Below are 21,116 nucleotides of genomic sequence, written 5' to 3' on the forward strand. Positions count from 1 at the left end.
TTGTAACAATGCGGGTGTAGTTTAGTGGTAAAACTACAGCCTTCCAAGCTGTTGTCGCGAGTTCGATTCTCGTCACCCGCTTTTACCTTTTTATAAGGGCCTATAGCTCAGCTGGTTAGAGCGCACGCCTGATAAGCGTGAGGTCGATGGTTCGAGTCCATTTAGGCCCATTAATTTTTTTAATATGGAGAAGTACTCAAGTGGCTGAAGAGGCGCCCCTGCTAAGGGTGTAGGTCGGGTAACTGGCGCGAGGGTTCAAATCCCTCCTTCTCCATAGTTAATTTTTATATAAAACTGGCCCGTTGGTCAAGCGGTTAAGACACCGCCCTTTCACGGCGGTATCACGGGTTCGATTCCCGTACGGGTCATCAAAGCTTAGAATATTATTCTAAGCTTTTTTATTATACTTTATTATGATTAAGGAGGAGTAAAATGAAAGAAACGTTGAAGATAAAAGAGAAAATATATGTTGGTTCATTAATTTTCGGCTTATTTTTTGGGGCAGGTAATTTGATATTTCCTATTCAGATGGGGCAAGAGGCTGGTAGTAGTATTGGACAGGCGAACTTGGGATTTTTAATCACGGGGATTGGTCTGCCGTTTTTAGGGATTATTGCTTTTGGTTTATCTAATACAACGCAATTATCGGAACTTGCAGGTAAAGTTAATCGTCCCTTTTCTATTTGGTTCACGACCACGCTTTATTTGATCATCGGTCCATTATTCGCTATGCCTAGATTAGCATCAACTTCTTATGAGGTGGCTTTATCTATGGTGATACCTGATTCGTATAGTAGATTAGCGTTGTGTGTATTCAGTGTTTGTTTTTTCATAGCTGTCTGGTTATTTGCACGTAAACCGACTAAAATCTTGGATTATATCGGTAAATTCCTAACTCCTATTTTTTTATTGCTATTATTTATTTTATTAGGGTTAAACATAGTTTTTCCGTTAGGTTCTATTGATAGTGGTGTGCCTCAAGGGAATTACCAAACACAGCCTTTTATGGAAGGTTTTTTACAAGGTTACAACACATTAGATGCTTTAGCTGCTTTAGCGTTTGGTATGCTTATTATCGATGTGGTAAAAGGACTAGGGATTGATTCTCCTAAGCGTATTGCTAAGGAAGTCGCAACGTCAGGGTTAATTGGTGTTGTTGTGATGGGCGTTATTTATTCCTTATTATCTTTAACTGGGGCTTTAAGTTTAGGGACTTTTTCTTTGAATGCCAATGGAGGGATAACACTATCTCGTATTGCCTATCACTACTTAGGTAACACAGGTTTTGTCTTACTCGGTGTGACTATAATTTTTGCCTGTTTAAAAACAGCGATTGGTTTGGCAACATCCTTTGGTAAAACATTTGATCATTTATACGCTAAAGGAAACTACCAATTGTATACGATTGCCAGTATTGTAATTGCGGCCATCATTGCAAATGTAGGCTTAAATCAAATTATTGCGTTATCGATTCCAGTTCTTATGTTTATTTATCCCCCAGCAATGGTGCTCATTTTATTGTCTCTTTTTACACCAGTATTAAAGGACTATCCTAAAGTATTTCAGATAACGATGTATTTAACTTTGTTTGCTGCTATTTTTGATTTTTTTAAAGCATTACCAGCACCGTTATCGTCGCTTTCTATTATAGAAGGAAGTTTATCATTTGCTGAGCGTTATATTCCATTATTTAATATGGGATTAGGATGGGTATCATTTGCAGCATTGGGAGTCATGATAGGATTAATTGTTTCAAAAAAATCACATAGATAAGTTGAGAGGAATGGTTCGTTACAACGGATCATTCCTTTTTTTATTTAGAAAGGGACTATGATAGACTATGGGTGAGTAAGCTTATAGAGTTAAGGGAGGATATTGGGATGTGGGTTGCAATACTATATGTTGTCATTATCATTTTCGCTAATACATTAGGTGCTATTTCTGGTATGGGAGGCGGGGTGATTATTAAGCCTTTGTTTGAGTTGATACAGGTACATGATATTGCGTCGATTTCTTTTTATTCCAGTGTCGCTGTGTTAACGATGTCTTGTGTCTCAACGACAAAACAAATCAAAAATGGTGTGAGCTTGAATTGGAGAATGGCTTTTCAGTTATCTATTGGTTCTATTGCGGGAGGGCTATTAGGAAATGCTCTGTTCGTTTATCTGTTAAACATACTACCTAGGGATGGCTACGTTCAGATGATTCAAATTATATTAACCATTGTGACTTTATTATTTTCTTACTGGTACAGTAGTCATAGTGACTGGTATTATCAGTATCAAAACAAGTGGGCTAGAATATTCACGGGTGTCGCTTTAGGAGGGATTGCAAGCTTGTTAGGTATAGGTGGTGGTCCTATTAATGTGGCTTTTTTAATGTTATTGTTTCACGTGCCTATTAAAAAAGCGACGGTTTATTCCATTGTGATTATTTTGTTTTCTCAATTATCTAAAGTAGGTAGTATCCTATTGCAAGGTCAATGGCATGCTTTTGATATGAGGATCTTGTGGGCGATTATTCCTAGTGCTGTTATAGGAGGTCTGCTTGGCGCTCAAGTGAGCAAAAAAGTTTCTAGTCAAGTCGTAGACAAAGTATATAAAGGGGTTATTATCTTTGTCTTAGCTGTAAATGTCTATAATTTGATACAAGTGTTATAAAAAAAGAGACTCGTCTTCAATGACGGTCTCTTTTTTTTATAGGTAATATTTTCTTATAACAGTTAAATCATCGTTTAACTCATAAACTAAGGGTTGGCCTGTTGGAATTTCTAATGCCATAATATCATCATCAGAAATACCTTCAATGTGTTTAGCCAAGGCTCTTAGTGAGTTACCATGAGCCGCAACCAGTACTGATTGTTGGGATAATAGAGCTGGAGCGATAGCATCATCCCAAAATGGGAGAGCTCTTTCTAATGTCACTTTTAAATTTTCCCCACCTGGTAAGGAACGGGGGTCAATGTGCTTGTATTTAGGATCGTTTAGTGCAGAATGTTCATCTTCTGGGCTAAGTAAAGGAGGTAACGTATCGTAAGAACGTCGCCATAACTGTACTTGTTCAGCGCCATATTTTTCAACGGTTTCCTGTTTATTTAATCCTTGTAAGGCACCGTAATGACGTTCATTCAAACGCCATGATTTTATTTCGGGAATGAATAGCTGATCTGATTCTTCCAACACATAGTGACAGGTTTTGATAGCGCGCTTTAAGTAAGAGGTGAAGGCGATATCGAAATGTAACCCTGCTTCTTTAATTTTAAGGCCTGCTTGCTTAGCTTCTTCTACGCCCTGAAGACTCAAGTCCACGTCCTCCCAACCTGTAAATAAGTTAAGAGCGTTCCATTCACTTTGGCCATGACGAATAAAAACGAGTTGTTTCATTGTTTAGTCATCCTTTCTTATCGATTGACTTCTATTGTTTCGACTCCTTTATCTGATCGACCAACAATAACACGTGTTGCAATGTTTAAGAAGAGACCATGTTCAACGACCCCTACTTGATGGTCCAACCAAGAGCCTAGTTCAGACGGTGCGTCAATTTTTTCTAAGTGTAAATCAATGATATAGTTGCCACTGTCAGTTAATAAAGGCGTTCCTTCATTGGTTTGACGGATAGTTGGGTTTAATTGTTTCTCTGTAAATAGTTTTAGTAATTGTTGGCTACCATAAGGAATCACTTCAACTGGAAGAGGGAAGGCACCTAAATGTTCGACCATTTTAGATTCATCCACAATCCAAATGTTTTCTTTGGAGTTCGTTGCAACGATTTTTTCAAATAACAACGCTGCTCCTCCACCTTTTGTTCCTTGGAAATCCGCAGATATTTCATCGGCTCCGTCAATGGTGATGTCTACGTGATCAACGTCATCAATGCTTTTTAAAGGAATTCCTAAAGTTAGGGCTTGTTCTTGTGTTGCTTTTGATGTAGTTACACCGATAATGTCTAATTGTTCTTCTTTAATACGACGACCTAATTCTTCGACCATATAAAAAGCAGTAGAGCCTGTGCCTAAACCAACGGTCATACCGTCTTTAATATACGTCGCTGATTCAATTCCTACCATTTGTTTTAAGTTCATAAGCTTCCTCCTAAATAACACTTTGATAGTTATATTGTATACGTATCCTAAAAAAAAAGATAGCAATTTGAGAAAAAGAGAAGAAATCTATTGACGGACAAAAGGATTCCGTGATATAGTAACAAAGGTGCTTGAGACAGGTCTCTTATAGACATGCTGACTGTATAAAAAGCATATCTATCGATGCAGAATCTTGCATACATTTTTTTACTAAAAAAAAGAACCACCTGGATGTGTGGCTCTAGAAAAGCTTTAAGGAAGGAGGAATTTTAAATGCCTACAATTAATCAGTTAGTGCGTAAATCTCGTAAATCAAAAATGAGTAAATCAGACTCTCCTGCTTTAGGAAAGAGTTATAATAGTTTCAAAAAATCTCAAACAAACGTAAATTCTCCACAAAAACGTGGTGTTTGTACTCGTGTGGGTACTATGACACCTAAAAAACCTAACTCGGCGTTACGTAAATATGCCCGTGTACGTTTATCAAACTTAATTGAAGTGACAGCGTATATTCCAGGTATTGGACATAACTTACAAGAACATAGTGTGGTTTTAATCCGTGGTGGACGTGTAAAAGATTTACCAGGGGTACGTTATCACGTAGTTCGTGGTGCTTTAGATACAGCTGGTGTTACAGACCGTAAACAAAGCCGTTCTAAATATGGTACTAAAAAACCTAAAAAATAATTAAAACAAAAAATAATTTAAAATAAATTCTTGGAAGGAGGAGTTACACATGCCTCGAAAAGGTCCTGTTGCAAAACGTGATGTTTTACCAGATCCGATATATAACTCAAAATTAGTAACACGTTTAATTAACCGTGTTATGGTTGATGGCAAACGCGGTGTTGCTTCAAGCATTATCTATAATGCTTTTGATATTATTAAAGAATCTACAGGGAATGATCCATTAGAAGTTTTCGAACAAGCAATGGAAAACATTATGCCTGTTCTTGAAGTTAAAGCTCGCCGTGTTGGTGGTTCTAACTATCAAGTACCAGTTGAAGTACGTCCAGAACGTCGTTCAACATTAGGCTTACGTTGGTTAGTTAACCACTCACGTTTACGTGGTGAGCATACTATGGAACAACGTTTAGCTAAAGAAATTATGGATGCAGCTAACAATACTGGTTCTTCTGTTAAAAAACGTGAAGACGTACATAAAATGGCTGAAGCCAACAGAGCATTTGCCCACTATCGTTGGTAGAATCCTCACTCTAGCCTTTCGGCTAGAGTACAATTATTGTTAATACTTAAGAATGTATGAGAGGAGATCGAAAAATGGCAAGAGAGTTTTCATTAGATAACACTCGTAATATCGGAATCATGGCCCACGTTGATGCTGGTAAAACAACAACAACTGAGCGTATCCTTTATTACACAGGTAAAATCCATAAATTAGGTGAAACCCATGAGGGAGCTTCACAAATGGACTGGATGGAACAAGAACAAGAGCGTGGTATCACTATCACTTCTGCTGCTACAACAGCACAGTGGAAAGGTTACCGTGTTAACATCATTGATACACCTGGACACGTGGACTTCACAATTGAGGTTCAACGTTCATTACGTGTATTAGATGGTGCTGTAACAGTACTTGACTCTCAATCAGGTGTTGAGCCTCAAACTGAAACAGTGTGGAGACAAGCGACAGACTATAAAGTACCTCGTATTGTTTTCTGTAACAAAATGGATAAAGTTGGTGCGGATTTCTTATTCTCAGTAAACAGTTTACATGACCGTTTACAAGCGAATGCTCATCCAATCCAATTACCAATTGGAGCAGAAGATAACTTCACAGGGATTATTGACTTAATCAAAATGAAAGCTGAAATGTATACAAATGATTTAGGAACTGACATTCAAGAGACTGACATTCCTGAAGAATATGTAGAATTAGCTAACGAATGGCGCGAAAAATTAGTTGAAGCTGTTGCTGAAACTGATGAAGAACTAATGATGAAATACTTAGACGGTGAAGAAATCACTGAAGACGAATTGAAAGCCGGCATCCGTCGTGCAACAATTAACGTTGAATTCTTCCCAGTATTAGTTGGTTCAGCCTTCAAAAATAAAGGGGTACAGTTAGTACTAGACGCTGTTCTAGATTACTTACCTGCACCAACAGACGTTGAAGCTATTAAAGGAATTGACACTAAAACTGATGAAGAGACAACTCGTCCTTCAGACGATAGCGCTCCATTCTCTTCTCTAGCATTCAAAGTTATGACTGACCCATTCGTAGGTCGTCTAACATTCTTCCGTGTATACTCTGGTGTACTTGAAAGTGGTTCATACGTACTTAATGCTTCTAAAGGCAAAAAAGAACGTATTGGACGTATCTTACAAATGCATGCGAACTCACGTGAAGAAATCGATAAAGTATTCTCAGGTGATATCGCAGCTGCTGTTGGTCTTAAAGACACAACAACAGGGGACACGTTATGTGACCTTGATAAACCAGTTATCTTAGAATCAATTGAATTCCCTGATCCAGTTATCCAGGTAGCAGTTGAGCCTAAGTCTAAAGCAGACCAAGATAAAATGGGTATTGCTTTACAAAAACTTGCTGAAGAAGATCCTTCATTCCGAGTTGAAACTAACGTTGAGACTGGTGAAACAGTTATCTCAGGTATGGGTGAGCTTCATTTAGACGTTCTTGTTGACCGTATGCGTCGCGAGTTCCGTGTAGAAGCTAACGTTGGTGCTCCTCAAGTTTCTTACCGTGAAACATTTAGAGCGCCAGTTACTCAAGCTGAAGGTAAATTTGTACGTCAGTCAGGTGGTAAAGGACAATACGGTCACGTATGGGTTGAATTTACACCTAACGAAGAAGGTAAAGGATTCGAATTCGAAAACGCTATTGTCGGTGGTGTGGTTCCTCGTGAATACATCCCAGCAGTAGAAAAAGGTTTAGCAGATTCAATGAACAATGGTGTTCTTGCTGGATACCCATTAGTTGATATCAAAGCTAAATTATACGATGGATCTTACCATGATGTTGACTCGAATGAGACAGCATTCCGTGTGGCAGCATCTATGGCCCTTAAAGCGGCAGCTAAGAAAGCTCAACCAGCAATCTTAGAACCAATGATGAAAGTAACTGTTACTGTTCCTGAAGATTACTTAGGGGACATTATGGGACACGTTACAGCTCGTCGTGGACGCGTTGAAGGTATGGAAGCTCATGGTAACTCACAAATCGTTAGCGCGATTGTGCCTCTAGCGGAAATGTTTGGCTATGCTACAACATTACGTTCAGCAACACAAGGACGCGGTACTTTCATGATGGTATTTGACCATTACGAAGATGTACCAAAATCAATTCAAGCAGAAATTATTGAAAAAAATGGTGGCACTGTTAACTAATTTTATTCACTAGGCTTTTCTTGAATAATCATGTAAAATGAGTGAGTGGAGGGAAGAAGGAAACTTCGACCTTCCCTCATTATAAATAATATATTAAAATGACTTTTATATTTTAGGAGGAATTATACAAATGGCAAAAGAAAAATTTGACCGCTCAAAAGACCATGTAAACATCGGTACTATCGGACATGTCGATCATGGTAAAACAACTTTATCTGCAGCAATCGCTACAGTATTAGCTAAAAATGGTTTCGGTGAAGCTCGTGACTACGCAGAAATCGATAACGCTCCAGAAGAAAAAGAACGTGGAATCACAATCTCTACTTCTCATATCGAATATGAAACTGAAACTCGTCACTACGCTCACGTGGATTGTCCAGGACATGCGGATTATGTTAAAAACATGATCACTGGTGCTGCACAAATGGATGGTGCTATCTTAGTAGTATCAGCTGCTGACGGCCCAATGCCTCAAACTCGCGAGCATATCTTATTATCTCGTAACGTTGGCGTACCTTACATTGTTGTTTTCTTAAACAAATTAGATATGGTTGACGACGAAGAATTATTAGAATTAGTAGAAATGGAAGTTCGTGACTTATTATCTGAATACGACTTCCCAGGAGACGATACTCCAATCGTTGCTGGTTCTGCATTAAAAGCTTTAGAAGGCGAAGAAGCTTACGAAGCTAAAATTTTAGAATTAATGGCTGAAGTTGATGCTTACATCCCAACTCCAGAACGTGACACTGACAAACCATTCATGATGCCAGTTGAGGACGTGTTCTCAATCACTGGACGTGGTACTGTTGCTACAGGCCGTGTTGAACGTGGTGTTGTACGTGTTGGTGACGAAGTTGAATTAGTTGGTATTGCTGAAGCAACTGCTAAAACAACTGTTACAGGTGTTGAAATGTTCCGTAAATTATTAGATTACGCTGAAGCTGGCGATAACATCGGTGCTTTATTACGTGGGGTAGCTCGTGAAGATATCCAACGTGGACAAGTATTAGCAGCTCCAGGAACTATCACTCCTCATACAAAATTTAAAGCGGAAGTTTATGTTTTATCTAAAGAAGAAGGTGGACGTCATACTCCATTCTTCACTAACTACCGCCCACAATTCTATTTCCGTACAACTGACGTAACTGGCGTTTGTCAATTACCAGAAGGTACTGAAATGGTTATGCCTGGTGATAACGTTGCAATGGACGTTGAATTAATTCACCCAATCGCGATCGAAGACGGAACTCGTTTCTCTATTCGTGAAGGTGGACGTACTGTTGGTTCAGGCGTTGTTACTGAAATCGTTGGCTAATTTTAGCTTTTAAAACGACTTTAACACAATTTATATAAAGCTTTTGTATTCGGACGTAAAGGTTGAAATTTATTTCAACCTTTTTTTTGTGCCTAAAAATAGGGAGTTTACTCTATATGTACTATTAGAATTGAGAATTGTTTTTAAGTAGTATAGAATACATAATGACTATTAAAAAAGAGGAGAATCAATTGTGGGGAAAAAAAGCCGAATATTTATTCTATTATTTGCTATACTGTTTGCTGTAGGATCCGTTTTTTTTGGATATCAGTACAACAAGACACGAGAAAAAGAGTATAGTAAGGAAGATGAAAAAAAAGAATTAACAACGAAGGAATCAACTCAAACGTCCTTAAAAGATAAGATTGATATGTTGTATGTGACAGATGAGAAGGACTTTTTAACAGAAAAAGCTGTTATAGGGGATTTATCACAACTTGAAAAAGAAGTGAGTGATAGTAAGCAGACTGAAGTTAAAGAGTACATGAAAGAAACACTGGACAAACAAAAGGTGACAATGGCCTTAAATGATTTATTTGTCACACCAGCGTTAACAAACAATCAATTTGATCCTCAGGCTGAATTGAAACCAGACGTGGAACAAACTAGCATTAATCAAGTTGGAAATTGGACGAATACGCAAGATGAGGACCTCTTCTATTCAGGCATTCATAATTATCTAAGCGAGCGAGGGTTACTTCAAGATGATCTGAATCAAGTCAGTGCAACGCAAGTTCAGGAATGGGTTAATATGATTATGAGCGATGGTGTTGTAGTGAACGATTTTACGTTGGAACAATATGATCAAATACGTAACGCTATTGCAGCATTACCAGTGGGGCAAGATAAAGAGTTATTGACTCAAGATCTGATTAAATTACAGGAATCTCTAGACCTTATGGGTGTTCCTTACGAAAAATAAAAAAACTTACAAAAAAAGCTTGCTAAAAGGCTTTTTTTTTAGTATACTTTTACAGGTGCTGAAGATAAAATATAAGTGTTAGTCAGTATCTCGTATGAAAATACGATGGCGTTGAAACGAGAGGTTGCGACACGCCAGGACGCATTGCCATGGAGGCGCGTTGGAGATTTTCGTGGAGCTATGTCTACTTATAAAATAGGCGAGGAGGGAACAAAATGGCAAAACAAAAAATTCGTATCCGTTTAAAAGCGTATGAACACCGAGTATTAGACCAATCTGCAGAGAAAATTGTAGAAACAGCAAAAAGAACAGGTGCTGAGGTTTCTGGACCAATTCCATTACCAACTGACCGTTCTGTATATACAGTTATCCGTGCAACTCATAAATACAAAGATTCACGCGAGCAATTCGAAATGCGAACTCACAAACGTTTAATCGACATCGTGAGTCCTACACCAAAAACAGTTGACGCTTTAATGAAGTTAGACTTACCAAGTGGTGTAAATATTGAAATCAAACTATAATAATAAAGATCATGGAGGTGTACTCATGACCAAAGGAATCTTAGGTAAAAAAGTAGGAATGACACAAGTCTTCACTGAAAATGGTGAATTAATCCCAGTTACTGTTATCGAAGCAACTCCAAACGTTGTTTTACAAGTAAAAACAGTTGAAACTGATGGCTATGAAGCAATTCAAGTCGGATACCAAGATAAACGTGAAGTATTGTCGAATAAACCTGCTATGGGTCATGTTGCGAAAGCACAAACGGCTCCTAAGCGCTTCATTAGAGAATTCAATGATGTTGAGCTAGGAGAATATGAAGTAGGTAAAGAAATTTCAGTTGATGTATTCCAAGTAGGAGACATTGTTGATGTAACAGGTACAACTAAAGGTAAAGGTTTCCAAGGCGTTATCAAACGTCACGGACAATCTCGCGGACCAATGAGTCACGGTTCTCGTTACCACCGTCGTCCTGGGTCAATGGGTCCAGTAGATCCAAACCATGTATTAAAAGGTAAAAAACTTGCAGGACGTATGGGTGGCGATCGTGTAACGATTCAAAACTTAGAAGTTGTAAGAGTTGATACTGATAAAAACGTGATTTTAATCAAAGGTAACGTACCTGGATCTAAAAAATCACTTATCGAAATTAAAACAGCAGTTAAGGCTGCTAAATAATTGTGGGAGAGGAGGACTAAAGAATGACATCTGTAGCATTATTTAAACAAGATGGAACTCAAAATGGCGAAATTACATTAAACGAAGCAATTTTTGGTATTGAACCAAATGAAAATGTTGTCTTTGATGCAATCATCATGCAACGAGCTTCATTAAGACAAGGTACTCATGCTGTGAAAAACCGTAGTGCAGTACGCGGTGGTGGACGCAAGCCATGGCGTCAAAAAGGAACAGGTCGTGCTCGTCAAGGATCTATCCGCTCACCACAATGGCGCGGAGGTGGCGTGGTATTCGGACCAACTCCACGTTCATACAGCTATAAATTACCTAAAAAAGTTCGTCGTTTAGCAATCAAATCAGTTTTATCTGAAAAAGTTGCTGAAAACAAATTAGTAGTAGTTGAAGGTTTAGCATTTGACGCTCCTAAAACAAAAGAATTCAAAACAGTATTAGCTAACTTAAACGTTGATACTAAAGTTCTTATCGTTTTAGAAAGTGGCAATGACTTTGCAGCATTATCAGCACGTAACTTACCAAACGTTTCTATTGTAGAATCAAATAACGTAAGCGTACTTGACGTAGTGTCAGCTGATAAACTGTTAATGACAAAAACTGCTCTTACTCAAGTAGAGGAGGTTCTTGCATAATGGAATTAATCGATGTAATTAAACGCCCTGTGATCACAGAAATGTCTGTGGAAGCAATGGACGAAAAAAAATACACGTTTGAAGTGGACGTTAGAGCCAACAAAACATTAGTTAAGCAAGCTGTAGAATCAGTTTTCGGCGTTAAAGTTAAAAAAGTGAACATCATGAATGTTAAGCCAAAATTCAAAAGAATGGGCAAACATGCTGGTTACACTAAAAAACGTCGTAAAGCAATCGTACAGTTAACTGAAGAATCAAAAGATATCCAAATTTTTGACGCAGAATAATAGATAGAATAATCTAAAGTAGGAGGGAATCTCGTGGCGATTAAAAAGTACAAACCTACCACAAATGGTCGTCGTAACATGACTGGTTCTGATTTTGCTGAAATCACAACATCTACACCAGAAAAAACTTTGTTACAACCATTAAGTAAAAACGCTGGACGTAATAACCAAGGTAAAATTACTGTACGTCATCAAGCCGGTGGACATAAACGCCAATACCGTTTAATTGATTTTAAACGTAACAAGGACAATGTCGTTGGAACTGTTAAAACAGTTGAGTACGATCCAAACAGATCTGCTAACATCGCATTAATCCATTATACAGATGGAGTGAAAACTTACATCTTAGCACCAAAAGGAATCCAAGTTGGAGCAAAAATCTCTTCAGGAGTAGACGCTGACATCAAAGTTGGTAACGCACTTCCTTTAGAAAACATGCCAGTTGGTACTGTTATCCATAACATTGAGTTAAAACCAGGTAAGGGTGGACAATTAGTTCGTTCTGCTGGAACAAGCGCTCAAGTTCTTGGTAAAGAAGGTAAATATGTATTAGTTCGTTTGAACTCAGGCGAGGTTCGTATGATTTTAGGAACTTGTCGTGCAACAGTTGGTACTGTTGGTAATGAACAACACGAATTAATTAACATTGGTAAAGCCGGCCGTAACCGTTGGAAAGGTAAACGCCCAACAGTACGTGGTAGCGTAATGAACCCTAATGATCACCCACACGGTGGTGGTGAAGGTAAAGCACCAATCGGACGTCCATCTCCAATGAGTCCATGGGGCAAACCAACACTTGGATACAAAACACGTAGTAAAAAAGCTAAATCAGACAAATTTATCGTACGTCGTCGTAAGTCTAAATAATTTTGAGTTAAACACTCAGTCTGAAAATTCGAGAGGAGGGTCACCATGGGTCGCAGCTTAAAGAAAGGACCTTTTTGTGATGAACACTTAATGAACAAAGTGGAAGCTCAAAAAGAATTACCTAAGAAAAAAGTTATCAAAACATGGTCAAGACGTTCTACAATTTTCCCAAACTTTGTAGGATACACAATTGCAGTATATGATGGAAGAAAACACGTTCCTGTTTATATCCAAGAAGATATGGTAGGACATAAATTAGGTGAATTCGCACCTACAAGAACTTATCGCGGACACGGTACTGACGATAAGAAAACAAAACGCTAGTTGAGGGGAGGAAACGAAATGTCAGAAAGAATTACTTCAGCAAGAGCAACTGCTAAAACAGTTCGCGTTTCACCTCGTAAATCAAGATTAGTGATTGACTTAATCAGAGGTAAAAGTGTTGGGGAAGCAGTTTCAATTTTGAAATTCTCACCTAACAAAGCTGCAGGCATTATCGAAAAAGTATTAATGTCAGCTGTTGCAAATGCAGAAAACAATTTTGACTTGGATGTTGAAGATTTAGTGATATCAGAAGCATTTATAAACGAAGGACCAACTATGAAACGTTTTCGTCCTCGTGCTAAAGGCTCTGCTTCACCAATCAACAAGAGAACAAGTCACGTTACAGTAGTAGTATCAGAAAGATAAGGAGGGACAGTCAGTGGGTCAAAAAATACATCCTATTGGATTGCGTGTCGGTGTCATTCGTGATTGGGACGCAAAATGGTATGCAGAAAAAGAATATGCTGAATACTTGCACGAAGATTTAAAAATTCGTAAGTATATCGCAACTAGATTAGCTGATGCTTCTGTTTCTACCGTTGAAATTGAACGTGCCGCTAAACGCGTGAACGTTTCAATTCATACTGCTAAACCAGGTATGGTAATTGGTAAAGGTGGATCTGAAGTTGAAGCATTAAGAAAAGATTTAAACAAATTAACTGGTAAACGAGTTCACATTAACATCGTTGAAATCAAAAAACCAGATTTAGATGCTAAATTAGTAGCAGAGGGAATCGCACGTCAATTAGAAAACCGTGTTGCTTTCCGTCGTGCACAAAAACAAGCAATCACACGTACTATGAGATCAGGTGCTGGAGGAATTAAAACTTTAGTTTCAGGTCGTTTAAATGGTGCTGATATGGCTCGTTCAGAAGGTTATTCAGAAGGAACTGTTCCTTTACATACCTTAAGAGCAGACATTGATTACGCTTGGGAAGAAGCAGATACTACATACGGAAAACTAGGAGTTAAAGTGTGGATTTATCGTGGAGAAATTCTTCCAGAAAAGAAAAACACTGAGAAAGGAGGGAAATAATCATGTTAGTACCTAAACGTGTAAAATACCGTCGTGAATTTAGAGGTAAAATGCGTGGAGAAGCTAAAGGTGGTAAAGAAGTAGCATTCGGAGAATACGGCTTACAAGCTGTTGAATCTAGCTGGATTACTAACCGTCAAATCGAGGCTTCTCGTATTGCAATGACTCGTTACATGAAACGTGGTGGGAAAGTATGGATTAAAATTTTCCCTCATAAATCATATACATCAAAAGCAATTGGTGTACGTATGGGTTCTGGTAAAGGTGCTCCTGAAGGATGGGTTGCTCCTGTAAAACGTGGAAAAATCATGTTTGAAGTAGCAGGCGTTCCTGAAGATGTAGCACGTGAAGCATTAAGACTTGCTTCTCACAAGTTACCTGTTAAAACAAAAATTGTAAAACGTGAAGAAATGGGTGGTGAATCGAATGAAGGTTAAAGATATCAGAGAATTAACCACTACTGAAATGATCGCTAAGGAAAAAGAATTTAGAGAAGAATTATTTAATCTACGTTTCCAATTAGCGACAGGCCAATTAGAAAATACAGCGCGAATTTCAGAAGTTCGTAAATCGATTGCACGCATCAAAACAGTTTTGCGTGAAGAAGCTGCTAAGTAATAGTGGAAGGAGGCCATTTACAGATGACTCAAGAGAGAAATGAACGTAAAGTATACACAGGACGTGTGGTTTCAGACAAAATGGATAAAACCATCGTTGTTGTTGTAGAAACGAAAAAAACTCATAAAATTTATGGTAAACGAGTAAAATATTCTAAGAAATATTACGCTCATGATGAAAACAACGTAGCTAAAACGGGAGACATCGTTAAAATTATGGAAACTCGTCCATTATCTGCGAAAAAACGCTTCCGTTTGTTAGAAGTAGTTGAAGAAGCAGTAATTATTTAATTCGAATTTTCCCTATAAGAAAGATGAAAGTTTGAAAGGAGGATACACAAGTGATCCAACAAGAAAGTCGTATGAAAGTTGCTGATAACTCAGGTGCACGTGAAGTGTTAACTATCAAAGTACTTGGTGGAACTGGTCGTAAGACAGCCAACATCGGTGATGTTGTTGTTTGTACAGTTAAACAAGCTACACCAGGTGGAGTTGTCAAAAAAGGAGATATCGTTAAAGCGGTAATCGTCCGTACTAAATCAGGAGCTCGTCGTTCAGATGGCTCATATATCAAATTTGATGAAAATGCATGTGTGATTATTCGTGATGACAAGAGTCCACGTGGTACACGTATCTTTGGACCTGTTGCCCGTGAATTGCGTGACAGCAACTTTATGAAGATAGTCTCACTAGCACCAGAAGTGTTATAATACATACTTATGTTTAAAGGAGGTGCGAAACAAGATGTTCGTTAAAACAGGCGATAAAGTAAAAATTATCACAGGTAAAGACAAAGGAAAAGAAGGAATCGTTCTTACAGCTTTTCCAAAAAAAGACCGTGTCATCGTTGAAGGTGTTAACATGATGAAAAAACACCAAAAACCTAACGCGGCTGCTCCTCAAGGAGGAATTATCGAAACTGAAGCATCTATTCACGTTTCTAATGTCATGGTGATTGATTCAACTAACGGAGAACCAACACGTGTAGGATATAAAGAAGTAGATGGCAAAAAAGTACGCGTTTCAAAGAAAACTGGAGAAGTTTTAGATAAATAATCAAGAGGAAGGAGGATATATTTAGATGAACCGTCTAAAAGCAAAATATCTTAATGAAGTAACACCATCAATGGTGGAAAAATTTAACTACACATCAGTAATGCAAACACCAAAAGTTGAAAAGATCGTAATCAACATGGGTGTTGGTGATGCTGTATCAAATAGTAAAAACTTAGATAAAGCTGTAGAAGAATTAGCATTAATTTCTGGTCAAAAACCAATTATTACTAAAGCTAAGAAATCTATCGCTGGATTCCGTTTACGTGAAGGAATGCCAATCGGATGTAAAGTAACATTACGTGGAGAAAGAATGTACGAATTTTTAGATAAATTAGTATCTGTTTCTTTACCTCGTGTACGTGACTTCCATGGTATTAGTAAAAAATCATTTGACGGACGTGGAAACTACACGTTAGGTATTAAAGAACAATTAATCTTCCCTGAGGTTGACTACGATTTAGTAGACAAAGTTCGAGGAATGGATATTGTTGTTGTAACCACAGCTCAAACTGATGAAGAAGCTAGAGAGTTATTAACACAACTTGGAATGCCATTCCAAAAATAATAAAAGGAGGCGAACTACGTGGCTAAAAAATCAATGATCGCTAAGAATCAACGCCCTGCAAAATTCTCAACACAAGAATATACGCGTTGTGAACGATGTGGACGTCCACATTCAGTATACCGTAAATTCAAACTTTGCCGTATTTGCTTCCGTGAACTTGCCTATAAAGGACAAATTCCCGGCGTGAAGAAAGCAAGCTGGTAAAAAACTAAACCGCTAAAGGAGGTAAATGTTTCAATGGTTATGACAGATCCAATTGCAGATTTTCTAACTCGTATTCGTAATGCGAACATCGTAAGACACGAATCATTAGAATTACCTGCTTCAAAAATTAAGCTAGAAATCGCTAAAATCTTAGAACGTGAAGGTTTTGTTCGCGATGTAGAATTCATTGAAGATGACAAACAAGGCATCATGCGTGTTTTCTTAAAATATGGTAAAAACGACGAGCGCGTTATTACTAACTTAAAACGTATCTCAAAACCAGGTTTACGTGTCTATGTACAAGCAAACGAAGTGCCTAAAGTACTTAACGGTTTAGGTATTGCTATCATCTCAACTTCAGAAGGTGTCTTAACTGACAAAGAAGCTAGAGAGCGTAACATCGGTGGAGAAGTATTAGCATACGTTTGGTAAAAAAACAATTTAAACGAGGAGGTGTCCAAGAGTGAGTCGTATTGGAAACAAACCAGTTATCATTCCTGCAGGTGTGACAGTTTCACAAAGCGGAACGTCAGTAACTGTAAAAGGACCAAAAGGTGAATTAACACGCGAGTTTTCACCAAATATAACTTTAAATATCGAAGAAGGCGTTGTAACATTAACACGCCCTAACGATAACAAAGAAAACAAAGCATTACATGGTACTATGCGCGCTAACTTAAACAACATGGTTGTTGGTGTTAGTGAAGGGTTTGAAAAAGCTCTAGAATTAATCGGGGTTGGATACCGTGCTCAATTACAAGGAACAAAACTTGTATTGAACGTTGGTTATTCTCACCCAGTAGAATTCGCATCACCAGAAGGTATTACTATCGAAGTTCCTTCAAACACATCTATTATTGTTAAAGGATCTAACAAAGAAGTTGTTGGAGAATTAGCAGCTAATATTCGTGGAACACGTCCTCCAGAGCCTTACAAAGGTAAAGGAATTCGCTATGTTGGCGAACACGTAAGACGTAAAGAAGGTAAAACAGGTAAATAATCGTTAAAAAAATAAAAAGTCAGAGGTGACAAGTGTGATTACAAAACCAGATAAAAATAAAGTGCGCCAAAAGAGACATCAACGCGTACGTAACAAAATCTCTGGTACTTCAGAGTGCCCACGCTTGAACGTTTTTCGTTCTAACAAAAACATCTACGCTCAATTAATTGATGACGTAGCGGGTGTGACACTTGCAAGTGCCTCTACTGTGGATAAAGATATCACAGGAGAAAACAATACAGAAGCAGCTGCAGCTGTAGGTGCTTCAATTGCTAAAAAAGCAACAGAAAAAGGTATTAAAGAAGTAGTCTTTGACCGTGGTGGATACCTTTACCATGGCCGCGTGGCAGCATTAGCTGAAGCAGCACGTGAAAATGGATTAGAATTTTAAGAGAAGGAGGAACACCATTCATGGTTAATGTAGAAGCTCAACAATTCGAATTAGAAGACCGCGTTGTGGCTATCAACCGCGTATCTAAAGTTGTAAAAGGTGGACGTCGTTTACGTTTCTCAGCTTTAGTAGTAGTTGGTGACAGAAATGGTCATGTCGGATTTGGAACTGGTAAAGCGCAAGAAGTACCAGAAGCAATTCGTAAAGCAGTAGAAGATGCAAAGAAAAATGTCATCGCAGTACCGATGGTTGGTTCGACAATCCCTCATGAAGTTATTGGAACTTTCTGTGGCGGTCGTATCTTAATGAAACCAGCGGTAGCCGGTGCGGGAGTAGCAGCTGGTGGACCAGTTCGTGCCGTACTTGAGTTAGCGGGCGTTTCTGATATTACAAGTAAATCTTTAGGCTCTAACACACCAATTAATGTTGTTCGCGCAACAATTAAAGGGTTAAGCAGCTTGAAGACAGCAGAAGAAGTCGCTGAATTAAGAGGCGTATCTGTTGAGAAATTAATCGGATAGGAGGACCAAAAATGAGTGAATTAAAAATTACGTTAAAACGTAGTATCATTGGACGTCCTCAAAACCAATGTGATACAGTTAAAGCTTTAGGATTGAGAAAAATCAATTCTACAGTTGTTAAACCTAACAACGTTGCCATCAAAGGCATGGTTAATACTATATCTCATTTAGTGGACGTAGAAGAAATTTAACGAAACACATTTTCAGAAACTAGTTTAAGGAGGTGCCGAATTAATGAAACTTCATGAGTTACATCCGGCAGAAGGATCAAGACATGTACGTAATCGTGTAGGACGTGGACCATCATCTGGTAACGGTAAAACATCTGGTCGTGGACAAAAAGGTCAAAAATCACGTTCAGGTGGGGGCGTACGTTTAGGTTTTGAAGGTGGTCAAACACCATTATTCAGACGTTTGCCAAAACGCGGTTTTACAAACATTAACCGTAAAGAATACGCAATCGTAAACTTAGATGTATTAAATCGTTTTGAAGATGGTGCCGAAGTGACACCAACTACTTTAATCGAAGCAGGCATTATTAAAGATGCTAAAGCAGGAATCAAAGTTTTAGGTAACGGCGAGTTATCTAAAAAATTAACTGTTAAAGCTGCTAAATTCTCTAAATCCGCTCAATCAGCAATTGAAGCAGCTGGTGGATCAGTAGAGGTGATCTAATGTTTAAACTGTTGAAGGATTCGTTTAAGGAGAAGGGTATTCGTAACAAAATATTCTTTACACTTTTCATTCTCTTCGCGTTTAGGGTTGGAGCACATATAACTGTACCAGGCGTCAACGCTAAAGCACTCGTTGAATTAAACGAACTTGCTTTAGTGACGATGTTTAATACAGTAAGTGGTAATGCCATGGAAAATTTCTCGTTGTTCGCAATGGGAGTTTCTCCATATATTACTTCTTCTATTATCATTCAATTGTTACAGATGGATATTGTTCCTAAGTTCGTTGAATGGTCAAAACAGGGTGAAGTGGGACGACGTAAGTTGAACCAAGCTACACGTTACTTGACATTAGTATTAGGATTTATTCAATCCATCGCTATTACAGCAGGGTTTAACTTTTATTCTAATGCTGGTTTAGTTAAGTCTCCTAGTGTTTACACTTATGTGAGTATTGGGATTATCTTAACAGCAGGTACGATGTTTGTGACCTGGATGGGTGAACAGATCTCTGAACGAGGGATTGGTAATGGGGTTTCGATGATTATCTTTGCAGGTATCATTTCTAAATTCCCAAGTAATGTCAAAGAAATCTACCAAGCTTTCTTTGTCAATATTGATAAAGGTGAAACGCTTAAATCAGTGTTCTTTGTCTTAGCACTTGTGGTAGCCATTATACTAGTGGTAATCATGGTAACTTATGTACAACAAGCTGAACGGAAGATCCCAATTCAATATACAAAACGTGTTGCAGGTGCACCACAAAGTAGTTATTTACCATTAAAAGTAAATGCGGCTGGAGTTATTCCAGTAATCTTTGCTAGTTCATTTATCGCAACACCTCAAGCTATACTAACAGCATTCCAAACAACGCAAGGTAGTAAAACGTGGTTTGAAGTGCTATCAACAATATTTAATTATTCAACCATTCCTGGTGGAATAATTTATACGATTCTGATTATCGCTTTCACATTCTTCTATGCATTTGTTCAGGTTAATCCTGAAAAAGTAGCTGAGAATTTGCAAAAGCAAGGAAGCTATATTCCAAGTGTACGACCTGGGAAAGACACGGAGCAATTTATTTCAACTTTATTAATGAAGTTAAGTACAGTTGGTTCGTTATTCTTAGGAATCGTAGCAATCCTTCCAATTATCGCTCAAAATATTTGGAACCTACCTCCATCAATTGGTTTAGGTGGTACTAGTTTATTAATCGTCATTAGTGTGGCGTTAGATACTAACAAACAACTAGAAGGGTTACTGTTAAAACGCCAGTACACTGGTTTTATCAGAGAGTAAGAGGGTTGTGTTGAGGGTTACCTCAGCACCTTTCTCGAACTTAAGGAGGAACACATATGAATCTCATCTTAATGGGGTTACCCGGAGCAGGTAAAGGAACTCAAGCAGAACGAATTATTGATACATATGAAATCCCACATATTTCCACTGGAGATATGTTTCGTGATGCAATGAAGAATGAAACAGAATTAGGAATCAAAGCTAAATCATTTATTGATAATGGCGAATTAGTTCCTGATGATGTAACAAATGGCATTGTAAAAGATCGTTTGGCACAAGCTGACACGAACAAAGGATTTTTGTTAGACGGATTTCCTCGTACACTAGCTCAAGCAGAAGAATTAGATAAAATTTTAGAGGAATTAGGCAAGAAGATCGATTATGTTCTAAACATTCATGTTGAAGAAGACGTGTTAGTAGAACGTTTAGCTGGTCGTTTTATCTGTAAATCTTGTGGCGCGACCTATCATAAAGTAAACAATCCACCAAAAGTGGAAGGTACTTGTGATCGTTGTGGTGGTCATGATTTTTATCAAAGAGAAGACGACAAACCAGAAACAGTTAAGAACCGCTTAGCTGTAAACATTCAAAATACTAAACCAATCTTGGCTCATTACGAAAACTTAAACGTGTTACACACGGTTGATGGTAATCGTGCGATTCAAGAAGTTTTCCAAGATGTCAATGCGTTGATCAGTCCTAAAAACTAATCTAGCCAAAGCTAGTTATCGACATTCTTAACTTGCTCGTCTTGTT

At 38.1% G+C, this 21,116-nt stretch carries 32 protein-coding genes and 4 tRNA genes; 34 read left to right on the plus strand and 2 right to left on the minus strand.

The window, feature by feature from the left end; translation table 11 throughout:
• Window positions 1-10 precede the first annotated feature (10 nt).
• The 6 genes from ACVWM0_RS00005 to ACVWM0_RS00030 all read left to right on the plus strand — a co-directional run bounded on the left by ACVWM0_RS00005 (window position 11) and on the right by ACVWM0_RS00030 (window position 2,660).
• A tRNA-Gly gene (locus ACVWM0_RS00005) sits at window positions 11-81 on the plus strand.
• 15 nt (window positions 82-96) lie between these two features.
• Window positions 97-170, plus strand: a tRNA-Ile gene (locus ACVWM0_RS00010).
• 16 nt (window positions 171-186) lie between these two features.
• Window positions 187-274: transfer RNA gene (locus tag ACVWM0_RS00015), tRNA-Ser, on the plus strand.
• A gap of 22 nt (window positions 275-296) precedes the next feature.
• Window positions 297-368: transfer RNA gene (locus ACVWM0_RS00020), tRNA-Glu, on the plus strand.
• 64 nt (window positions 369-432) lie between these two features.
• Window positions 433-1,773, plus strand: coding sequence for a branched-chain amino acid transport system II carrier protein (brnQ, locus tag ACVWM0_RS00025; RefSeq protein ID WP_476472613.1), 1,341 nt, complete (start codon window positions 433-435; stop codon window positions 1,771-1,773).
• A 107-nt stretch (window positions 1,774-1,880) separates the two neighbouring features.
• Window positions 1,881-2,660 (plus strand): sulfite exporter TauE/SafE family protein, encoded by a 780-nt coding sequence (locus ACVWM0_RS00030; RefSeq protein ID WP_476472614.1) that lies wholly within the window; start codon window positions 1,881-1,883, stop codon window positions 2,658-2,660.
• 36 nt (window positions 2,661-2,696) lie between these two features.
• Here ACVWM0_RS00030 and gpmA read toward each other — a convergent pair whose 3' ends face one another.
• Together gpmA and rpiA are read right to left on the minus strand one after the other, a co-directional pair.
• Complete coding sequence (gene gpmA / locus ACVWM0_RS00035; protein WP_476472615.1) at window positions 2,697-3,383, minus strand: 2,3-diphosphoglycerate-dependent phosphoglycerate mutase; 687 nt, start codon at window positions 3,381-3,383, stop codon at window positions 2,697-2,699.
• Window positions 3,384-3,400: 17 nt separating this feature from the next.
• Complete coding sequence (gene rpiA / locus ACVWM0_RS00040; RefSeq protein WP_476472616.1) at window positions 3,401-4,081, minus strand: ribose-5-phosphate isomerase RpiA; 681 nt, start codon at window positions 4,079-4,081, stop codon at window positions 3,401-3,403.
• A 273-nt stretch (window positions 4,082-4,354) separates the two neighbouring features.
• Between rpiA and rpsL the strand changes: the two genes are divergently transcribed.
• The 28 genes from rpsL (at window position 4,355) to ACVWM0_RS00180 (ending at window position 21,070) form a co-directional block, all read left to right on the plus strand.
• A complete protein-coding gene (gene rpsL / locus ACVWM0_RS00045; protein ID WP_476472617.1) occupies window positions 4,355-4,768 on the plus strand; it encodes a 30S ribosomal protein S12 in 414 nt (137 codons plus the stop codon).
• A 49-nt stretch (window positions 4,769-4,817) separates the two neighbouring features.
• Window positions 4,818-5,288, plus strand: a complete 471-nt coding sequence (gene rpsG / locus ACVWM0_RS00050) for a 30S ribosomal protein S7 (RefSeq protein WP_476472618.1) — start codon at window positions 4,818-4,820, stop codon at window positions 5,286-5,288.
• Between the two features lie 74 nt (window positions 5,289-5,362).
• Window positions 5,363-7,450, plus strand: a complete 2,088-nt coding sequence (gene fusA, locus ACVWM0_RS00055; protein ID WP_476472619.1) for an elongation factor G — start codon at window positions 5,363-5,365, stop codon at window positions 7,448-7,450.
• 130 nt (window positions 7,451-7,580) lie between these two features.
• On the plus strand, window positions 7,581-8,768 hold the full coding sequence (tuf, locus tag ACVWM0_RS00060) for an elongation factor Tu (RefSeq protein WP_476472620.1): 1,188 nt from the start codon (window positions 7,581-7,583) through the stop codon (window positions 8,766-8,768).
• Between the two features lie 193 nt (window positions 8,769-8,961).
• Window positions 8,962-9,690: a cell division site-positioning protein MapZ family protein gene (locus tag ACVWM0_RS00065; protein ID WP_476472621.1), complete on the plus strand. Its 729-nt coding sequence runs from the start codon at window positions 8,962-8,964 to the stop codon at window positions 9,688-9,690.
• A gap of 215 nt (window positions 9,691-9,905) precedes the next feature.
• Window positions 9,906-10,214, plus strand: a complete 309-nt coding sequence (gene rpsJ, locus ACVWM0_RS00070; protein WP_071457767.1) for a 30S ribosomal protein S10 — start codon at window positions 9,906-9,908, stop codon at window positions 10,212-10,214.
• Between the two features lie 25 nt (window positions 10,215-10,239).
• Entirely contained in the window at window positions 10,240-10,872 is a 633-nt protein-coding gene (gene rplC / locus ACVWM0_RS00075) for a 50S ribosomal protein L3 (RefSeq protein ID WP_476472622.1), read from the plus strand.
• Between the two features lie 23 nt (window positions 10,873-10,895).
• Complete coding sequence (gene rplD, locus ACVWM0_RS00080) at window positions 10,896-11,519, plus strand: 50S ribosomal protein L4 (RefSeq protein ID WP_476472623.1); 624 nt, start codon at window positions 10,896-10,898, stop codon at window positions 11,517-11,519.
• Window positions 11,519-11,806 (plus strand): 50S ribosomal protein L23, encoded by a 288-nt coding sequence (gene rplW, locus ACVWM0_RS00085; RefSeq protein WP_476472624.1) that lies wholly within the window; start codon window positions 11,519-11,521, stop codon window positions 11,804-11,806. Before rplD ends, rplW begins: the two co-directional genes overlap by 1 nt.
• A 33-nt stretch (window positions 11,807-11,839) precedes the next feature.
• Window positions 11,840-12,673, plus strand: a complete 834-nt coding sequence (rplB, locus tag ACVWM0_RS00090; protein WP_476472625.1) for a 50S ribosomal protein L2 — start codon at window positions 11,840-11,842, stop codon at window positions 12,671-12,673.
• 45 nt (window positions 12,674-12,718) lie between these two features.
• Window positions 12,719-12,997: a 30S ribosomal protein S19 gene (rpsS, locus tag ACVWM0_RS00095; protein WP_476472626.1), complete on the plus strand. Its 279-nt coding sequence runs from the start codon at window positions 12,719-12,721 to the stop codon at window positions 12,995-12,997.
• An 18-nt stretch (window positions 12,998-13,015) separates the two neighbouring features.
• The gene (gene rplV / locus ACVWM0_RS00100; RefSeq protein WP_476472627.1) at window positions 13,016-13,363 is read left to right on the plus strand and encodes a 50S ribosomal protein L22; all 348 of its coding nucleotides are present in this window, start codon (window positions 13,016-13,018) and stop codon (window positions 13,361-13,363) included.
• A gap of 13 nt (window positions 13,364-13,376) precedes the next feature.
• Complete coding sequence (rpsC, locus tag ACVWM0_RS00105; protein WP_476472628.1) at window positions 13,377-14,033, plus strand: 30S ribosomal protein S3; 657 nt, start codon at window positions 13,377-13,379, stop codon at window positions 14,031-14,033.
• A 2-nt stretch (window positions 14,034-14,035) separates the two neighbouring features.
• Window positions 14,036-14,470 carry a 50S ribosomal protein L16 gene (gene rplP / locus ACVWM0_RS00110; protein WP_476472629.1) on the plus strand — a complete coding sequence of 145 codons (435 nt, stop codon included), beginning with the start codon at window positions 14,036-14,038 and terminating at the stop codon, window positions 14,468-14,470.
• Window positions 14,460-14,651 carry a 50S ribosomal protein L29 gene (gene rpmC, locus ACVWM0_RS00115; protein ID WP_476472630.1) on the plus strand — a complete coding sequence of 64 codons (192 nt, stop codon included), beginning with the start codon at window positions 14,460-14,462 and terminating at the stop codon, window positions 14,649-14,651. The genes rplP and rpmC overlap by 11 nt, the downstream gene beginning before the upstream one ends.
• Window positions 14,652-14,674: 23 nt before the next feature.
• The gene (gene rpsQ, locus ACVWM0_RS00120) at window positions 14,675-14,941 is read left to right on the plus strand and encodes a 30S ribosomal protein S17 (protein ID WP_476472631.1); all 267 of its coding nucleotides are present in this window, start codon (window positions 14,675-14,677) and stop codon (window positions 14,939-14,941) included.
• A gap of 50 nt (window positions 14,942-14,991) precedes the next feature.
• A complete protein-coding gene (rplN, locus tag ACVWM0_RS00125; protein ID WP_476472632.1) occupies window positions 14,992-15,360 on the plus strand; it encodes a 50S ribosomal protein L14 in 369 nt (122 codons plus the stop codon).
• Window positions 15,361-15,394: 34 nt separating this feature from the next.
• On the plus strand, window positions 15,395-15,706 hold the full coding sequence (gene rplX, locus ACVWM0_RS00130) for a 50S ribosomal protein L24 (RefSeq protein WP_476472633.1): 312 nt from the start codon (window positions 15,395-15,397) through the stop codon (window positions 15,704-15,706).
• Between the two features lie 25 nt (window positions 15,707-15,731).
• Window positions 15,732-16,271, plus strand: a complete 540-nt coding sequence (gene rplE / locus ACVWM0_RS00135; protein WP_476472634.1) for a 50S ribosomal protein L5 — start codon at window positions 15,732-15,734, stop codon at window positions 16,269-16,271.
• 18 nt (window positions 16,272-16,289) lie between these two features.
• Window positions 16,290-16,475 carry a type Z 30S ribosomal protein S14 gene (locus ACVWM0_RS00140; protein WP_476472635.1) on the plus strand — a complete coding sequence of 62 codons (186 nt, stop codon included), beginning with the start codon at window positions 16,290-16,292 and terminating at the stop codon, window positions 16,473-16,475.
• 33 nt (window positions 16,476-16,508) lie between these two features.
• On the plus strand, window positions 16,509-16,907 hold the full coding sequence (gene rpsH / locus ACVWM0_RS00145; RefSeq protein ID WP_476472636.1) for a 30S ribosomal protein S8: 399 nt from the start codon (window positions 16,509-16,511) through the stop codon (window positions 16,905-16,907).
• A gap of 31 nt (window positions 16,908-16,938) precedes the next feature.
• Window positions 16,939-17,475, plus strand: coding sequence for a 50S ribosomal protein L6 (rplF, locus tag ACVWM0_RS00150; RefSeq protein WP_476472637.1), 537 nt, complete (start codon window positions 16,939-16,941; stop codon window positions 17,473-17,475).
• Window positions 17,476-17,509: 34 nt separating this feature from the next.
• The gene (rplR, locus tag ACVWM0_RS00155; protein ID WP_476472638.1) at window positions 17,510-17,866 is read left to right on the plus strand and encodes a 50S ribosomal protein L18; all 357 of its coding nucleotides are present in this window, start codon (window positions 17,510-17,512) and stop codon (window positions 17,864-17,866) included.
• 20 nt (window positions 17,867-17,886) lie between these two features.
• Complete coding sequence (rpsE, locus tag ACVWM0_RS00160) at window positions 17,887-18,387, plus strand: 30S ribosomal protein S5 (protein ID WP_476472639.1); 501 nt, start codon at window positions 17,887-17,889, stop codon at window positions 18,385-18,387.
• 11 nt (window positions 18,388-18,398) lie between these two features.
• Window positions 18,399-18,578 (plus strand): 50S ribosomal protein L30, encoded by a 180-nt coding sequence (gene rpmD, locus ACVWM0_RS00165; protein ID WP_476472640.1) that lies wholly within the window; start codon window positions 18,399-18,401, stop codon window positions 18,576-18,578.
• 43 nt (window positions 18,579-18,621) lie between these two features.
• Window positions 18,622-19,062, plus strand: a complete 441-nt coding sequence (rplO, locus tag ACVWM0_RS00170) for a 50S ribosomal protein L15 (protein ID WP_476472641.1) — start codon at window positions 18,622-18,624, stop codon at window positions 19,060-19,062.
• Complete coding sequence (gene secY / locus ACVWM0_RS00175) at window positions 19,062-20,360, plus strand: preprotein translocase subunit SecY (protein ID WP_476472642.1); 1,299 nt, start codon at window positions 19,062-19,064, stop codon at window positions 20,358-20,360. Before rplO ends, secY begins: the two co-directional genes overlap by 1 nt.
• A 56-nt stretch (window positions 20,361-20,416) precedes the next feature.
• A complete protein-coding gene (locus ACVWM0_RS00180; protein ID WP_476472643.1) occupies window positions 20,417-21,070 on the plus strand; it encodes an adenylate kinase in 654 nt (217 codons plus the stop codon).
• Window positions 21,071-21,116 lie beyond the last annotated feature (46 nt).

The organism is Vagococcus sp. 211 (assembly GCF_056322705.1).

Coding starts and splice junctions, on each gene's coding strand:
- brnQ (WP_476472613.1), top strand. CDS start 433: ATGAAAGAAACGTTGAAGATAAAAGAGAAAATATATGTTGGTTCATTA.
- ACVWM0_RS00030 (WP_476472614.1), top strand. CDS start 1,881: ATGTGGGTTGCAATACTATATGTTGTCATTATCATTTTCGCTAATACA.
- gpmA (WP_476472615.1), bottom strand. CDS start 3,383: ATGAAACAACTCGTTTTTATTCGTCATGGCCAAAGTGAATGGAACGCT.
- rpiA (WP_476472616.1), bottom strand. CDS start 4,081: ATGAACTTAAAACAAATGGTAGGAATTGAATCAGCGACGTATATTAAA.
- rpsL (WP_476472617.1), top strand. CDS start 4,355: ATGCCTACAATTAATCAGTTAGTGCGTAAATCTCGTAAATCAAAAATG.
- rpsG (WP_476472618.1), top strand. CDS start 4,818: ATGCCTCGAAAAGGTCCTGTTGCAAAACGTGATGTTTTACCAGATCCG.
- fusA (WP_476472619.1), top strand. CDS start 5,363: ATGGCAAGAGAGTTTTCATTAGATAACACTCGTAATATCGGAATCATG.
- tuf (WP_476472620.1), top strand. CDS start 7,581: ATGGCAAAAGAAAAATTTGACCGCTCAAAAGACCATGTAAACATCGGT.
- rpsJ (WP_071457767.1), top strand. CDS start 9,906: ATGGCAAAACAAAAAATTCGTATCCGTTTAAAAGCGTATGAACACCGA.
- rplC (WP_476472622.1), top strand. CDS start 10,240: ATGACCAAAGGAATCTTAGGTAAAAAAGTAGGAATGACACAAGTCTTC.
- rplD (WP_476472623.1), top strand. CDS start 10,896: ATGACATCTGTAGCATTATTTAAACAAGATGGAACTCAAAATGGCGAA.
- rplW (WP_476472624.1), top strand. CDS start 11,519: ATGGAATTAATCGATGTAATTAAACGCCCTGTGATCACAGAAATGTCT.
- rpsS (WP_476472626.1), top strand. CDS start 12,719: ATGGGTCGCAGCTTAAAGAAAGGACCTTTTTGTGATGAACACTTAATG.
- rplV (WP_476472627.1), top strand. CDS start 13,016: ATGTCAGAAAGAATTACTTCAGCAAGAGCAACTGCTAAAACAGTTCGC.
- rplP (WP_476472629.1), top strand. CDS start 14,036: ATGTTAGTACCTAAACGTGTAAAATACCGTCGTGAATTTAGAGGTAAA.
- rpmC (WP_476472630.1), top strand. CDS start 14,460: ATGAAGGTTAAAGATATCAGAGAATTAACCACTACTGAAATGATCGCT.
- rpsQ (WP_476472631.1), top strand. CDS start 14,675: ATGACTCAAGAGAGAAATGAACGTAAAGTATACACAGGACGTGTGGTT.
- rplX (WP_476472633.1), top strand. CDS start 15,395: ATGTTCGTTAAAACAGGCGATAAAGTAAAAATTATCACAGGTAAAGAC.
- rplE (WP_476472634.1), top strand. CDS start 15,732: ATGAACCGTCTAAAAGCAAAATATCTTAATGAAGTAACACCATCAATG.
- rpsH (WP_476472636.1), top strand. CDS start 16,509: ATGGTTATGACAGATCCAATTGCAGATTTTCTAACTCGTATTCGTAAT.
- rpsE (WP_476472639.1), top strand. CDS start 17,887: ATGGTTAATGTAGAAGCTCAACAATTCGAATTAGAAGACCGCGTTGTG.
- rpmD (WP_476472640.1), top strand. CDS start 18,399: ATGAGTGAATTAAAAATTACGTTAAAACGTAGTATCATTGGACGTCCT.
- rplO (WP_476472641.1), top strand. CDS start 18,622: ATGAAACTTCATGAGTTACATCCGGCAGAAGGATCAAGACATGTACGT.
- secY (WP_476472642.1), top strand. CDS start 19,062: ATGTTTAAACTGTTGAAGGATTCGTTTAAGGAGAAGGGTATTCGTAAC.
- ACVWM0_RS00180 (WP_476472643.1), top strand. CDS start 20,417: ATGAATCTCATCTTAATGGGGTTACCCGGAGCAGGTAAAGGAACTCAA.